The sequence below is a fragment of the Acidimicrobiia bacterium genome, assembly GCA_009694375.1.
In the GTDB taxonomy this organism is placed as follows: Bacteria; Actinomycetota; Acidimicrobiia; order Acidimicrobiales; family VFJN01; genus VFJN01.
In genome coordinates this window covers 25,922-39,793 of record SHVB01000009.1, presented here as the reverse complement: position 1 = coordinate 39,793, position 13,872 = coordinate 25,922, and the positions used below count along the sequence as shown (strand labels likewise).

10 protein-coding genes and 1 tRNA gene are annotated in these 13,872 nt (G+C 62.7%); 9 read left to right on the top strand and 2 right to left on the bottom strand.

Annotated features, from left to right (window positions below; translation table 11 throughout):
* The first annotated feature begins 53 nt into the window (after window positions 1-53).
* Both EXQ71_07455 and EXQ71_07450 read left to right on the top strand, forming a co-directional pair.
* Window positions 54-2,207: a 4Fe-4S dicluster domain-containing protein gene (locus EXQ71_07455; GenBank protein MSO87340.1), complete on the top strand. Its 2,154-nt coding sequence runs from the start codon at window positions 54-56 to the stop codon at window positions 2,205-2,207.
* The gene (locus tag EXQ71_07450) at window positions 2,204-2,719 is read left to right on the top strand and encodes a response regulator (protein MSO87339.1); all 516 of its coding nucleotides are present in this window, start codon (window positions 2,204-2,206) and stop codon (window positions 2,717-2,719) included. Before EXQ71_07455 ends, EXQ71_07450 begins: the two co-directional genes overlap by 4 nt.
* Here EXQ71_07450 and EXQ71_07445 read toward each other — a convergent pair.
* Complete coding sequence (locus tag EXQ71_07445; GenBank protein MSO87338.1) at window positions 2,692-3,261, bottom strand: dCTP deaminase; 570 nt, start codon at window positions 3,259-3,261, stop codon at window positions 2,692-2,694. The two genes, EXQ71_07450 and EXQ71_07445, sit on opposite strands and share 28 nt — an antisense overlap.
* Before the next feature lie 210 nt (window positions 3,262-3,471).
* Between EXQ71_07445 and EXQ71_07440 the strand changes: the two genes are divergently transcribed.
* Window positions 3,472-3,545: transfer RNA gene (locus EXQ71_07440), tRNA-Gly, on the top strand.
* Between the two features lie 60 nt (window positions 3,546-3,605).
* Here EXQ71_07440 and EXQ71_07435 read toward each other — a convergent pair.
* Entirely contained in the window at window positions 3,606-6,761 is a 3,156-nt protein-coding gene (locus tag EXQ71_07435; GenBank protein MSO87337.1) for a hypothetical protein, read from the bottom strand.
* A gap of 80 nt (window positions 6,762-6,841) precedes the next feature.
* Between EXQ71_07435 and EXQ71_07430 the strand changes: the two genes are divergently transcribed.
* The 6 genes from EXQ71_07430 to EXQ71_07405 all read left to right on the top strand — a co-directional run bounded on the left by EXQ71_07430 (window position 6,842) and on the right by EXQ71_07405 (window position 13,871).
* The gene (locus EXQ71_07430) at window positions 6,842-8,179 is read left to right on the top strand and encodes a glycosyltransferase (GenBank protein MSO87336.1); all 1,338 of its coding nucleotides are present in this window, start codon (window positions 6,842-6,844) and stop codon (window positions 8,177-8,179) included.
* A 633-nt stretch (window positions 8,180-8,812) separates the two neighbouring features.
* Window positions 8,813-9,436: a hypothetical protein gene (locus EXQ71_07425; GenBank protein ID MSO87335.1), complete on the top strand. Its 624-nt coding sequence runs from the start codon at window positions 8,813-8,815 to the stop codon at window positions 9,434-9,436.
* 104 nt (window positions 9,437-9,540) lie between these two features.
* The gene (locus EXQ71_07420; protein MSO87334.1) at window positions 9,541-10,680 is read left to right on the top strand and encodes a glycosyltransferase family 1 protein; all 1,140 of its coding nucleotides are present in this window, start codon (window positions 9,541-9,543) and stop codon (window positions 10,678-10,680) included.
* 56 nt (window positions 10,681-10,736) lie between these two features.
* A complete protein-coding gene (locus EXQ71_07415) occupies window positions 10,737-12,392 on the top strand; it encodes a hypothetical protein (protein ID MSO87333.1) in 1,656 nt (551 codons plus the stop codon).
* Between the two features lie 16 nt (window positions 12,393-12,408).
* Window positions 12,409-13,191, top strand: coding sequence for a hypothetical protein (locus EXQ71_07410; GenBank protein ID MSO87332.1), 783 nt, complete (start codon window positions 12,409-12,411; stop codon window positions 13,189-13,191).
* Complete coding sequence (locus EXQ71_07405; GenBank protein MSO87331.1) at window positions 13,188-13,871, top strand: hypothetical protein; 684 nt, start codon at window positions 13,188-13,190, stop codon at window positions 13,869-13,871. The genes EXQ71_07410 and EXQ71_07405 overlap by 4 nt, the downstream gene beginning before the upstream one ends.
* Window position 13,872 lies beyond the last annotated feature (1 nt).

Sequence of the window (13,872 nt, the reverse complement as noted above, 5' to 3'; positions counted from 1 at the left end):
TGGGGGTGAAGTCCCCCGCCAAGCCTCAACAGGCCGTCATCGGAATCGGTCTCATGATCGCCGCCGTCACGGCCCTCTCCGGCGTCACCGCCACCGTGTTCCAATGGCATGACGACAGCGATGTGCAGCGGGAGGTATTCGCCAACATTCCGAGCGCATGGAAGTTGGTCTTTTACACCGCGATACCCGTGATGTTCATCTGTGGGGCCGTGCTGTTCAGCCAACGAGTGCGCAACTGGGAGCGTGGTGCCCCCGACGACCGCCGCACCACCCGGAAAAACGTCGGCCGCCGCATGAAGGACTTCCGAGCCGGCGTGTACATGAAAACGCTCCTGCGTGATCCGGCGGCGGGAATCATGCACAGCCTCATCTACTTCTCCTTCCTGATCCTGCTCGCCGTCACCACGGTGCTGGAGATCAACCATCAAATGCCCGAGTCGGCCAAATTCCTGCACGGTGGCGTCTATCAGGCTTACGCCGCCATCGGTGACTTCGCCGGCATGACGTTCCTCATCGGAGTGGTGTGGGCCATCGTCCGTCGCTACATCCAACGGCCGTACCGGATCCGCATCAAAACCAAGCCAGAGCACGCCGTGGTCCTCGGCACGCTGTTGGCTATCGCGGTCACCGGATTCGGGGCCGAGGCCTGGCGTATCGCCCTGATGGGTAGGCCCTCGTTCGAAACAGCTTCCTTCATCGGCTACCCGCTGTCGGGCCTGATCGCCGACGGCAACAACCTCGCCGGCACCCACCAGATCTGGTGGGTGGCCCACGTCGTCAGTTTCTTCCTGTTCCTAGCGATCCTCCCGATCACCATGCTGCGCCATATCTTCACGTCACCGCTCAACATGTACCTAAAGGATCGTGAGCGCCCCAAAGGTGCCATGAGGCCGATGCCCAACCTCATGGAGACCGAACTTGAGAGCTTCGGGGCCGCCACCATCGAAGACTTCACCTGGAAACAACTGCTCGATACCGACGCCTGCACCATGTGTGGCCGCTGCACGGCCGTATGCCCGGCGCATGCCACCGGCAAGTCACTCGACCCCCGGGAAATCGTACTCAAAACCGGTGAGGTGATGGCCCGCACCGGCACTCCCGCCGTTTCGCCTCCCCTCGGCGTGGACGCCGAAATCACGGTCAGTTCCAGCAGCATGTTCGAACGGATCACCCCCGAGGAGGTGTGGGCCTGCACCTCGTGCAAGGCCTGTGATGAGATCTGTCCGGTCAACATCGAGATCCTCGACAAGATCCTCGACATGCGGCGCTATCTCTCGCTCATGGAGTCGAACTTCCCGACCGAGCTCGGCAACGCCTACCGCGCCATGGAAAATTCGGGGAACCCATGGGGCCTGTCGCAGAGCGACCGCGCCACCTGGACGAGCAAAGTGGATGGGGTCGACATCGTGGATCCGGGCGATCCGTTCGCCCACGAGTACCTCTACTGGGTGGGGTGCGCTGGATCGTTCGACGACAAGAACCAAAAGGTCACCATCGCCATGGCCAAACTGCTGCAGCGGGCCAAGGTCGACTTCGGCATCCTCGGCCCTTCCGAGACCTGCACCGGCGACCCTGCCCGACGATCCGGCAACGAATACATCTTCCAAATGCTGGCGACGGCCACCATCGAGCAGTTGAACACGATGGGGGTAAAGAAGATCATCACGCAGTGCCCCCACTGCTTCAACACGCTGCTGAACGAATACCCCCAGCTCGGTGGGCACTTCGAGGTCATCCACCACAGCCAACTCCTCGAACAACTCATCGACACGGGCCAGCTCGATATGACCAATGCCCGGCTGGAGGAGCGAGTCGTCTACCACGACTCGTGTTATCTCGGCCGCCACAACGACGTCTATCTCTCGCCGCGCAAGGTCATTGGTAGCCTGGGGGGCATCGAAATCGTGGAGGCTGGCCGTAACGGCACTACGGGCATGTGCTGCGGAGCCGGCGGGGCACGCATGTGGATGGAGGAAAGCGTGGGCAAGAAGATCAACGACGAACGGGCCGAGGAACTCATCGCCACCGGGGCCACGAAGGTGGCCACTGCTTGCCCCTTCTGCTACATCATGCTCGACGACGGGGTGAAGGGCGCCGGGGCCGAAAACACGGTGCAGGTCGCCGACATCTCAATGCACCTGCTCGCCGCCCTCGAAGCCGCGGATGAACACCTCGGCTCCGGGCGCCTCCAGGCCATCGAAGACTGACCGTGGCGGGCCTAGTCCTTCGCCGCCGCGCCAAATCCCTTCCGGATCGCCGCGGTCCTGCGCCGGTCCTCGTTGCCAACGACAACGCCGCGGCCTGCGCCCTCCTCCAGCGCATGATTGCTAGGGCGGGCTACCAGGCCGCCGGTGCCACCACCTTCGACGCGGCTCTTCGCCAGATCTCTCAAACCCTCCCGCGTTGTGTGGTACTCGACATGGCGAGCAAGGGCGGCAGCGGAGGTTCGAGCCTCAACTTGCTCGCACTGATCCGCGGGAGCGAAGACCCTCGGGTGAGTTCGGCTCGGGTCGTGCTGTGCACCGCCAGTGCCAAGAACCGCTCCTTTAGCTTCGAGTCCGGCGCCGATGCATTTCTGGTGCACCCGTTCCACCTCGATGAGTTGCTGGCTGAGATCGCCAATGTGATTGCCCGCCCCCAGAAAGATCGGGCCCAACACCGCCGTGACGAAATCAATAGGCCGGAGCCAGATCAGGAATCGGTAAAGTTCTCCCAGTAACGGGAGGGAGTGGGGCCACGCTGGCCCTGGTACTTCGATCCGAGGTTCCCGCTGCCGTAGGGCACATCGGCCGGAGTGGTCATGGTGAGAAAGCTGATCTGACCCACCTTCATGCCGGGATAGAGGGTGATCGGAAGATTCGCAACGTTCGACAATTCGAGGGTGATGTGGCCCGAGAAGCCCGCGTCGACAAAGCCGGCGGTGGCGTGCACGAGAAGGCCGAGACGCCCAAGCGAACTCTTCCCCTCCACCCGACCGACGAGATCGTCCGGCAACCCGAGGCGCTCCAGGGTGCTGCCCAGGACAAACTCACCTGGATGCAGCACGAAGGCCTGGTCTTCGGGGATTTCGATGAGTTGGGTCAATTCTTCGAGGTTCTTCTTGACGTCGATGACGGGCATCGTGTGGTTCAGGAACACCCGGAAATAGCGGTCGAGGCGCATGTCCACCGAGGCCGGCTGCACGAGGTCTGGATCGAAGGGGTCCAGTTGGATCCGTCCGGCCGCAATGGCCTCACGGATGGAGCGGTCAGACATGATCACGCCGAGGAACTTAGCCCGGCCAGCGCGCCACTCTGGTGGCGAAGACCGGAACCCGATCTCCGCCACCAGAGCCCCAAGCGCTCAGGGTGGACTGGCCGTTCACCGCCAGGCCCGGACCAGCCTAAGATCTGTAGGCCGGTCGACAAGCCACCCGGATTCTGATGCCGCATCAAACCCGGCACCCGTTCCCGAGTGCCGTTCGACCTTCCTGCGGGTGTAGTTCAGAGGCAGAACATCAGCTTCCCAAGCTGAGAACGCGAGTTCGATTCTCGTCACCCGCTCCACCATGAAGGCCCAGTTCAGCGGCCATACCGACACCCTTCCCGCCGCGAGGATTCGCGCCGTTAGGCGACCACGGCCAATGAGGCCACCGAAGCCAGGCCGACGCCGCGGGCGTTGGTGGCGGTGACCCTGCAGGTATAGGTCTTGTTAGCGGTAAGGCCGGTGACCGTGATCGGCGAAACCGTACCCGTGGCATTCCCGCTAACGCCGGCATTACTCGACGTGCATGTCACCTTGTAACTGGTAATCGAACTGCCATTCGATGCCCCCGGGGTGAAGGTCACCCGCAGTTGGCCCGAAGCCACCTTTACACCGGTGACCGCGCTGGGGGAGGCAGGCGAACCTACGATCACCTGCGCGCTGGCGGCGGAAGCCGCACTGGTGCCGATGGAGTTGGTCGCCGTCACCCGGCAGGTGAACTTCTTCGAGGTAGCGGCACCGGAAACCGTGATCGGCGAAGTGGTTCCGGTGGCATTCACCGCGGCAACCCCTCTTTGCGTGGAGGTGCAGGTGGCCACGTAAGTGAGGATCGCGCTGCCGTTCGATGCCCCCGGGGTGAAGGAGACCAGGAGCGAACCGGTCGTGGCCGTCGCAAGGCCGGGTGCGGCAACGACGCCGGTGGGAGCCGACGGCACGGCGGCCGGGGTCACAGCGTTACTTGTAGCTGAGGTGGCACCGGTTCCGAGCGCATTCTTGGCGGCCACCGTGAAGCTGTAGGTGGTGCCATTGGCGAGGCCCGTGAGCACCAAGGATGTCACCACGCCCACACTCTTGGGGGTTTGAGCGGTGGTGCCGATGTAGGGCGTAACCACATAGCCCGTAATAGCGGAGCCACCGTTGGAGATCGGCGCCGTCCAGTTCACAGTGGCCTTGGTGCTCGTGGCCGTTGCGATACCAATGGTGGGTGCACCGGGCGCCACTAGCGGTCCCGTGGGAATAACCGAATTAGAGGCCGACGACGGGGCGCCGACTCCGAACTCGTTGGTGGCCGCCACCTTGAAGGTGTAAGGGTACCAACTGGTGAGACCAGTCACCGCCGCCGAGGTCACCAGCCCCACCACGGTCGGTGTTTGGGCGGTCGTTCCGAGGTACGGCGTAACCACATAGCCGGTGATCGGTGGGCCACCGTTAGGAGTGGGCGCAGTCCACGTCACCGTGGCGGACGCAATCCCACCAGTGGCGGCACCAATCTGGGCAGCCGCCGGGGCCGCCGGAGCGCTATGGACGGTACCCGTCCCCGAATCCTCAAAGGAACTGTCCGTCGTGGCCAGGAAGGCCCAGTCGTAGCCGGTCTCGTGGAGGGTGAGCTTCAGTACCCCGTTGGTGCGGCTCTTGCACACCTCCTGCGTGAGAATCGGGACCCCACAATTGGAACCCGCAGCCCCTCCGGTGCCAACGGTAAACTGCCGGATGCCGTAGTCGCTATCGGCGGTACCATCCGGCTTCGTCGGAGCAATTCTCTCATAGACGTGATCATGGCCCTGTAAAATGACGTCAACGCCGGCTTCATAAAGATCCGTGTACATCGCTTGTAACGCGGTGTAGCGCGTGCCACCCGAGCTAAACAACGGCTGGTGCCATATCGCGATGACGTTCTTGCTGCTGTTGCTGGCCAGATCGGCCTTCAGCCATGTTTCCTGCGGGGATCCCGCCGCGCACCCGTCGGCAACATTGGGGGTCACCAATTCGCACTCGGTATCAAGGTTCACGATGTGCCAGTTGCTCAAGGCGATGTCGTAACTGTAGTAGCTCTTTCCATTCGCATCAGTGGCGTTGGCGCCGAAGTAGCCCTGGTAGCCGCTGAGGCTCCCTGAGGTCGAGTTGTCGCCCCAGTCGTGGTTACCAGGAACGGGACGGGTGCGGGCCTTGATACTGCCCCCCCACACCGGGTCGTAGCAGTTCGCAAAGTCCTCGGCCAGGCCCGACGGATACACATTGTCACCCGATGTCCACACGGTCCCATCGATCCCGCTCAAAATCGCCGCAGTGGCAGCGTCCATGTCCTCGTTGCAGCCCGCAATATCGCCGGCCCCGATGAAGATCGGGTCGGACCCCGGCGCGGTGTGGAAGGTCCACGTCGGGCTCGTGGTCGAGAGGAACCCGTCGCTAACCACCGCGTACCACTCGTAGCTCTGGCCCACCGCCAGGGCCGACCAAACCGTCGAGTCGGTGGTGCCTGAGGACACACCGGTATGAAACATGATCGGGAGGAATGGACCACTAGCGAGTGGTCGTCCCAGGTAGGTGACGATCACCGTGTCGTCGTTCGGGTCCGCCACGGCGACCGACAGCGTGGGCGCCAGGCCAACCCCGTTGGAAGCATTCGCCGGCGTCACCAAGGTGGCGACGGTGGGAGATACGTTGCCCTCGGGATTTTGTGCGCCGGTAACCCACGTCGGGCTATTGACCGTGGTGCCGGAAAGGTTGCTGACGGATTGGTCTCCCAGCTGGGTGCCATAGCCCTCGTTGATGTGCCATACCCCCAACAACCCACTCGGGGATCCCACGAGGTCCGCGTCTTTGGCAGAGGAAATCTCCGCCTGTGTACGCGCCGTCGCCCAAACCCGCACCTCATCCACGTCACCGGCGAAGAACCCCGCCGGGTTCCCCGTTGTCTGCAACGCCGAGCCCACCGCCGCCACCGCGCTCGTCTCCGCGTTCGCCGGCACCCCCACGAACAAGCCCGCTTCCTTCACCCCATCCAAATACAAAGACCACGACGAACCGTCATACGTCCCCGCCGCGTGATGCCACACACCATCCGCCGGGATCGCCGTGGTACCCGACGCCGGATGATTCGCCCCCGGCGTCACCCCACCCGCCGCCGTCTGCGCCTCCTCAAAATCCGCCACCAACGCCCCCGTCGTGGCGTTAATACCCAGGAAATAGTTGATATCCGCCGCCGCCGATTCGCTCTGGGACCGGCCCTTGGTGATCAAGGGGATCACCGACGGCAAACCCCCCAAACCCGTCGACGTCGCCACCCCCGTACCCGTTCGGCGAAACCACAACTCCACCGTAAACACCGACGACCTCAAATCAGTCGCCACCCCCAACTTCGCGTACTGCGACACACCATCAAACCCCAACCCGGTACCACCTACCGTGGCCCCAGCCGGACTTGCCAAAGAGGGAACGACCATCGCCATCACCAGCAGTGCCACGAGTCCTGTCCCTATTTTCCGCACAAATCCCCACCCAAGTCTGTCAGACCACATCACTGCTTAGGCAGGACTAGTGGCGTTCCCGATCCCCTATCATTCCCCCACTGAGGGCGTTTAGGCAATGCCGTCCATACATGACCCCCGGCCGTCCTCCGCCCAGCGCTGCCGGCCGCATGGCTCTTCCCCCCCCCGCCCGCCATGGGCCGCGTCCGCTCCCGAACTCTCCGGTATCGCTACTCTCCCAAGTGATGGGCGTCCAACCGCAGCCAAGCGCAGCTATTTTCGTGCTTCCCACAACTACTTCAGGCCAAACAGGGCCGGTCGCCGGGTGGATCAGCACCTGTGGTTGGGCCAGCGCAGCCCAACGTGAGTTGGGCAGGGCCTGGATCGTAACCCCCCAGGGAGTACTCGATATCGACGAGGTGCGCCGTCGAGCCACCGACGCGCAGGCATCCCCCCCTTCCGGCCATCGTCGAGCCCGGCAAGCTCTGCCCCCGGTAGTCAAAACTATCCTGAAAGACGGACGTGAGGCACTGCGAGCCCGCCGATTCCGCCCCGACGAGCGCGGACCATGGACGGAGGAGGAAGGCACGATCGAGTTCGTATGGCAGCGCCATGAACTGTTTCACTCCGCCGGACTCACCCTCGCCGATCGCCTACAGGTGCCATCAGTGCTCTTCGTGCCCGCCCTACTTGTCTGGCAAGCGGAGCAGTGGAACGTGCGCCGACCGGGGTGGGGCACCTGGCTAGAGCGGCGAGGCGAACATCCAGCCCTACGACACGCCACGCTGGTGGCGTGCGGCTCCGAAGTAGTAGCTGAGGAAGTCGCCCGCCTCGGGGTCGCCGAGGACCGCCTGATCATCACACCCACCGGGGTGGACCTCGATCTGTTCGCACCGCCCATCGACCGCGCCGCCGCCCGAAGGTCCGCCGGAGTGGGCGACGAGGTAGTCATTGGATGGGCGGGCAGCTTCCGGCCATTTCACGCCATCGATGACCTGGTACGCTCAGTGGCCCCCTTGACGGGGGTGAGTTTACTCCTCGTGGGGGATGGCCCCGAGCGGACACGGATTGAACACTTGGCGCAGGAATTGGGCGTCCATGTGCGCTTTACCGGGCTCGTTCCCCACCACGAATTACCGGCGCTACTCGCCGCGATGGACATCGGGGTGGTGCTGGGTCGTCCCGACGAACCATTCCATTACTCTCCGCTCAAACTAGCCGAGTACCTCGCCGCTGGGCTTGCGGTGGTCGCCCCGAACGTGCGCCAACTCACCAATCGCCTTGATAACGGCCGCCACGCCGTCTTCTTCGTGCCCGGCGATACCGCCGACCTCTCCCGGGCGCTGCAAACCTTGGCAGACGATCCCGAACAACGCAGACGTATCGCCGCCGCCGGACACAGCGTGGCAACCCAATGGTCCTGGGACCACCAGGTACGGACGGTGCGCCAGGCCCTCACCCTCCGGTAAGCCGCCTCCGGTGCGCCACGCCACGACGTAACTGCTCAGCGCAACTCAACCCGCCACTCTGCGCGGCAAACCTTGACCCACCATGGTAAGTTTTCTGGGTAATAGGGACTAGTGCACCGTGGGAAGCAGAAGCCAGGTAAGGAATCGGTTGCTGTGGGGTGGGCTAGGAAACACGGGGGAAACTATGAGTCTTTCGGAAACACGCTGCACGACGAGTGCTCCAGTCTCTGGCGACCCGGATTTCCGAAGGCCGGCACCTTGGCTGGTCTCCGAGCCCACCTCTACCCGTATTCCATTCAACCGAACCTGAGGAGTTAGCCCGATATGCACGAGAACAAGCAACCCGAACAAGGGCCAAAGGTAGGCAGGCGCCGCCGGCGCCTGCTGGCCCACCTAGGCATTTTCGCCGCCGCCGGACTGGCCATGGTCACGCTTGGCCCCTCCTCCACCTCCGCCGGTAGCCCTCCCGGTGGGCAAGAAGGTAAGTACCTCACGGCAGGGAACCTACAAGCAGACTACCTCTGCGAAGGTGCGGATGCTGGTAGCAAGGCCATCCTTGGGGGCATCCTGCCGAGCCCCCCGGCACCAGCCGCAGGTCAGTTCCTACTCCCTACCACAATTCTGTCTGACGCTGTGGAGCCCTCGCCGGCGCAGGGCGATGACTTCGATATGACCTTCACCTTCAACTTCGTCCTACCGAAAAACCTGACGGAGGTTGCGGTTGAGACGGGCTACACAGAATTGGTTGTCACCGGCGGCGGTGCCATAAGTCCCACCGAAGGAGCTGTCGGAGAGACGGCCATCCTCACCGACACGGTCACCGTTCAGCTCGGTGACGGGTCGGTCGCGGTCGGATTTACCATTGGCCCGCAAAGCTTCCCGTATACCCGCACCGCTGCCCCCGGTGAACCCATCGTCTTCACACCCAACCAAATCCTCAGCGAAACCCCAATTGTAACTGGGCTACTCAAGATGATTTGCTACCCCCCTGATGAAGAACTGATCCTGAACGACCAGATTGGCGTAGCGCCGATCGCCACGACCACCACGCTTCAGGCGCTTGTGCCCACCACCGCTGGTCCTCCGGCAACCGTCAAGGGCACTACTGATGATGCTGAGGTGGCTGCGTTGCCCCGCACTGGCAGTGGCACGTCCAACCTGTACCTGGTCCTCCTAGCGCTTGGTCTGCTCGATGTGGGCTACCTCGCCCTAACCGCTGATAACTCTCGCACGCGGCGAGCGTCATCGGTGCGCTAACCAGCCCGTGGTTCCGTGACCGCGGGGGTCGAAAGACCCTCGCGGTCACAAGCGCGCTCCTAAACCAGCCAACCCGCTTAGAATACGCGATAGAAGCGGAACCCATGGCAACCCCAGCGGTCCAGAACGGCCTACGGGTGCTCCATGTGGTGACACGGTCCCACCGTCGAGGGGCCGAGGTGTTCGCACTCGAGTTGGCGTTGGCCAGCGATGCGCTCGGCGACCGCAACGAGGTCGTGGCCATTACCCAGGCCACCGACGGAGGAGAAATATCGAGGCTACCTCCGTTGGTCCCAACCACCCGCCTCGGAATCCGAGCCTTCGTGCAGGGAACGTGGGCCCTGCGGCGCCTGCTAAAACACAACCCAGCCGACGTCGTGCTCGCCCACGGCGGGTGGGCGGCGATCGTGGTGGCCGTGGCGGGGTCCTCACCGGGCACCGTGCGGGTTTGGCAAAGAATCCTCGGGCTCCCACTGGAACGATGGGGTCGCATCCGTCTCGCCATCTGGGCCCTGATCGCCCGCCAGTTCGACGGAGTAGTCACCTTGACCCCCGGCATGGAGACCGAGATGCGCAACCTGGGCTACCCCGGGCCGGTGTGGACGATCGGAAATGCGCGTGAGCCCAGCCGATTTGCCGCCGTTGACCGCACCACAGCCTCGGCCACCCTCCGACACCAAATCGGCATCAGCGAGGATCTACCGCTGCTGGGATTTGTGGGGCACCTGGTAGACCAGAAGCATCCCGAACTCGCCATTGATGTCCTGGCTGAAATCCATCGCCAGGGTCACCCGGCTCACCTCGTGGTGGCCGGCGACGGCCCTCGCCGGTCGGCGCTGCTAGCTCGCATCAAAGCTTGCGGGATTGAGGATTCAGTGACCCTCCTCGGCCATCGAGATGACCCGGAGATGGTCTTTGGCGGTGTTGACCTGGTCTTGATTACCAGCCGGGCCGAAGGGATCCCTGGGGTCGCCATCGAAGCGCAAATGACCGGCTGCCCGGTCGCCACCTTCCGTCTTGGGGCCATTGGGGATGTGGTTGAAGACGGCGTTACTGGCGTGATCGTGCCCCTAGGCGACTCCACGGCTCTGGCTTCAGCCGTGGTGGGATTGATCATGGATCCGGATCGGCTGCACGCCATGAGCCTGGCAGCCACCCCTCGTGTTGCGGGCTTCACCACCGCGATCACCGCCACTCTGTACACCAGCCGATACAACGAACTGCGCTCAGCCCTGCCGCGGTAGCGTTCATTCTGGTTCGGTCCACCCAATCAGCTGGGAAACACCACCGAGGACTCTCAATGCCCGTCCCCCCGCAATCCGAGATGAACATCGTGGACGCTGACGAGACCGGGGATGTTGGATCCTCCCCCCCGCGCCAATCAAACACCGGCGCCCGCATCGCCCTCGGGCTCTTCATCGCCTACCTGCTCATTTCGTGGTGGTGGCTGGTCTTCGAGATCGGCCCCAACTATTGGTTCTTCCGCGACGACTGGGCGATGCTCGTCTCACGCGACGGCGGCAGCCTCCGGAGTGTGATGGCACCATTCGACGTCCACCCGATCCCCATCCCAGTGGTGATCTTCCGGCTGATGTTCAACATGTTCGGACTGAATTTCATCCCCTATCACATGCTTCTCGTGACACTGCACCTGGGGGTCGCGCTGTTACTTCGCATCATCATGCGGCGAGCCGGAGTTGGCCCATGGATCGCCAGCGCCGCCGCCGCCACACTGGTCCTCTTCGGTCACGGCGGATCTAACATCATCTGGGTCTTTCAGATCACCAACCTCGGGTCGATATTGTTCGTGCTGATCCAACTCATTCTGGTCGATCACGATGGCCCTCTCAGACGACGAGACGCCCTCGCAGTGCTGGCCGGAATAGCCGCCTGCATGTGCTCCGGCCTCGGCCTGTTGCTGCTCGTTCCCGTGGGCCTGGTCAGCCTCGCCCGGCGAGGATGGCGCTACGCCCTGCTGCAAACAGGCCCTGCGGCGCTCACCTACCTAACCTGGAACCACTTTTTTGGGTTACGAGATCGCCCCAACCCGCCCGCCCCACGCGTCGTCTTGACTTGGATGAGCGAGGGACTCTTGGGCACGGGCAAGGCCCTTGGCCACCTACCAGTAGTGGCCATTCTCCTCGCCTTGTTGCTCGTCGGTGGCCTGGGCCTACTTGTCACATCCACCTCCCTCGAAGACCTACGACGCACCGTATGCGTGCCGGGTGCGCTACTGATCTTTGTCCCGCTGTTCTTCGCACTATTAGCAGTGGGTCGCTCTTTTGCAGGTATCGAACTAGCGCAATCCAGTCGCTACCTCTACACGGGAGCCGTGTGCGCGCTACCGGCCCTGGCCGTCGCCGGAGATGCCGTAGCGAGGCGGTGGCGGCCGACGACCGTCGCCGTTGTCCTCCTGTTTCTGGCCGGCTTTCCTGGCAACATCAGAGCGTTCGACCACATACTCGGATTCCCCTATCCCGACAGGGCGATCTTCGACTATGAGCGGAAGGTGATGACTGGGATCGCCATGAGCCCACAGGCGAAACAAGTACCGAGATGGGTCCGGCCGTTGAACAGCGAATTCGACTTCAAGGAAGTGACCGTTGGGTTTTTACTCGACATGCGCGATCAGGGGTTTCTCCCACCCAGAGGAGACCTCAAACCACAGAACCGCGCAACCATTCAACTGATGCTGGGGCTCATACAAATTGACCAACCCTTTGCGGACGGCGAGTGCAAAACCCAGTCGAGGCCACTCAACCTCTCCCTTGTCAAGGGCGAGACCCTCGGCATCATCAGCCCGCTTCAGGTGGCTCTCACGCAGGAAGGGAAAGTTTCCCCTGGGCAGAACCTTTACCTTCCGGATTTCGGCCAAACTCTTTCGGTAGAGTCGCCCAGCCTTGAGGTGAGGTTTGCCCCATTGGAGCCCAACAAGACCTTCACCCTATGTCGATGACGAGCAGTCGGAGCCGATGACCAACCGAAGCACCTTCGTATGGGGGCTGAAGAGGAGCGGGAACCACCTCATCGCGAACTGGCTCTACGCCAACCACGGCGGAGTGACAAAAGACCCCCCCATCACCGATGGGCTCCATCGTCAATTCTGCGATGGGTTTGTCGATCCTGCGGCCGGGGTGGCGTTCTACAACAACTGTGGCCGTCTTCACTCCCGTCGCTTCGAGCTGGGCACCCTTGGGCCGAATGATTTCCGGCGGGCCGCCCAACCCCAACGGTCGGCGATCTTTAGCATTGAGGACTGTTCACTCTCGTTCGCCGTGCGCACGGCGGGGATCGCGGAGGCCACCAGCGTGCTCATTCTTCGGGATCCACTCAATACACTGTCCTCCCGGCTCGCCGCCGCCCAGTCGCGCCCCGAGCTTTTTCCAGTGGACGAAGGATTTGTCGACCTGCTCGATACCTACTGCGCCGAAGCACTCGACCACACCCAACAACTTCCGGCCAAGGTGGTGATCAGCTTCAACCGCTTTGTAGAGGACCCGGCCTATCGAGATGCGCTGGCCGAGCAACTCGGATTCATCAACCTCGACGCCGTTTCCGAGGTCTCCTCCTACGGTGGCGGAAGTAGCTTCTCTTCGGACCCCACCCCCAGTCCCACCCACCTGCTCATGACACGCTTCCAACAACACCCGGTATCGCCGTGGCTTCTCGAACTCCTGCTGACCCGCTCCTCGGTGCAAGAGGCGTGTACCAGTCTGTTTGGCTACGATCTTGCCGACCATATGGGGAATGCATGACCACCCCGCCGATCGTTCTCATACCGGGGGGGCCACGGGCCGTGCTCCTGATCCGAATGGCGTATGAAGAAGAGGGGCTCCCGTGCCCTGCGATCGACGAGCGCACGGTGGCTACGCGGCTCCTATTCCCGCGGTCATTTGTGGAGGCCGTGAGCGAAATGCCGAACGACAAGATCCATGATTATTGCTTCATGGGTGGCCTTTATCGTGCCGACACCTACGACAACCGCCGTTGGATCCTCGACTTTGCTCGTGACCACTTCACCGAGCGTTCCCACCTGCTGATCAGCGACGGTCACGAACAGCACACGCCTCTGGGGAGCTTCGATCACACCGGAAACAGCCATTCGGTCTTCGTGCCACGCGATCGAGCCGAACATGAGCGGGGCTACTTCAACCCCTCCTATTTCGAGACACTCCGTCACAGCGAATTCGCCCTCTGTCCAGCCGGTGATCTGCCCTGGAGTATTCGCTTCTTTGAGGCAATCATGTGCCGATCGATACCGATCGTTGCCGATCGACAGGACACTGGGCGCAATAGCCTAGAACGAGGTATCGGATATCGTGTCGAGCTTCGAGAGCACCAACACCAGTACCAGTACCGCGAGGACATCGTGGAGGAGAACTACCAACTCTTCCTGGAGTACCAGACACTTATCAGCCCCTCATCGAGACGGTAAC

Coding starts and splice junctions, on each gene's coding strand:
- EXQ71_07435 (MSO87337.1), bottom strand. CDS start 6,761: ATGTGGTCTGACAGACTTGGGTGGGGATTTGTGCGGAAAATAGGGACA.
- EXQ71_07420 (MSO87334.1), top strand. CDS start 9,541: ATGGCAACCCCAGCGGTCCAGAACGGCCTACGGGTGCTCCATGTGGTG.
- EXQ71_07455 (MSO87340.1), top strand. CDS start 54: ATGATCGCCGCCGTCACGGCCCTCTCCGGCGTCACCGCCACCGTGTTC.
- EXQ71_07405 (MSO87331.1), top strand. CDS start 13,188: ATGACCACCCCGCCGATCGTTCTCATACCGGGGGGGCCACGGGCCGTG.
- EXQ71_07415 (MSO87333.1), top strand. CDS start 10,737: ATGCCCGTCCCCCCGCAATCCGAGATGAACATCGTGGACGCTGACGAG.
- EXQ71_07410 (MSO87332.1), top strand. CDS start 12,409: ATGACCAACCGAAGCACCTTCGTATGGGGGCTGAAGAGGAGCGGGAAC.
- EXQ71_07430 (MSO87336.1), top strand. CDS start 6,842: ATGACCCCCGGCCGTCCTCCGCCCAGCGCTGCCGGCCGCATGGCTCTT.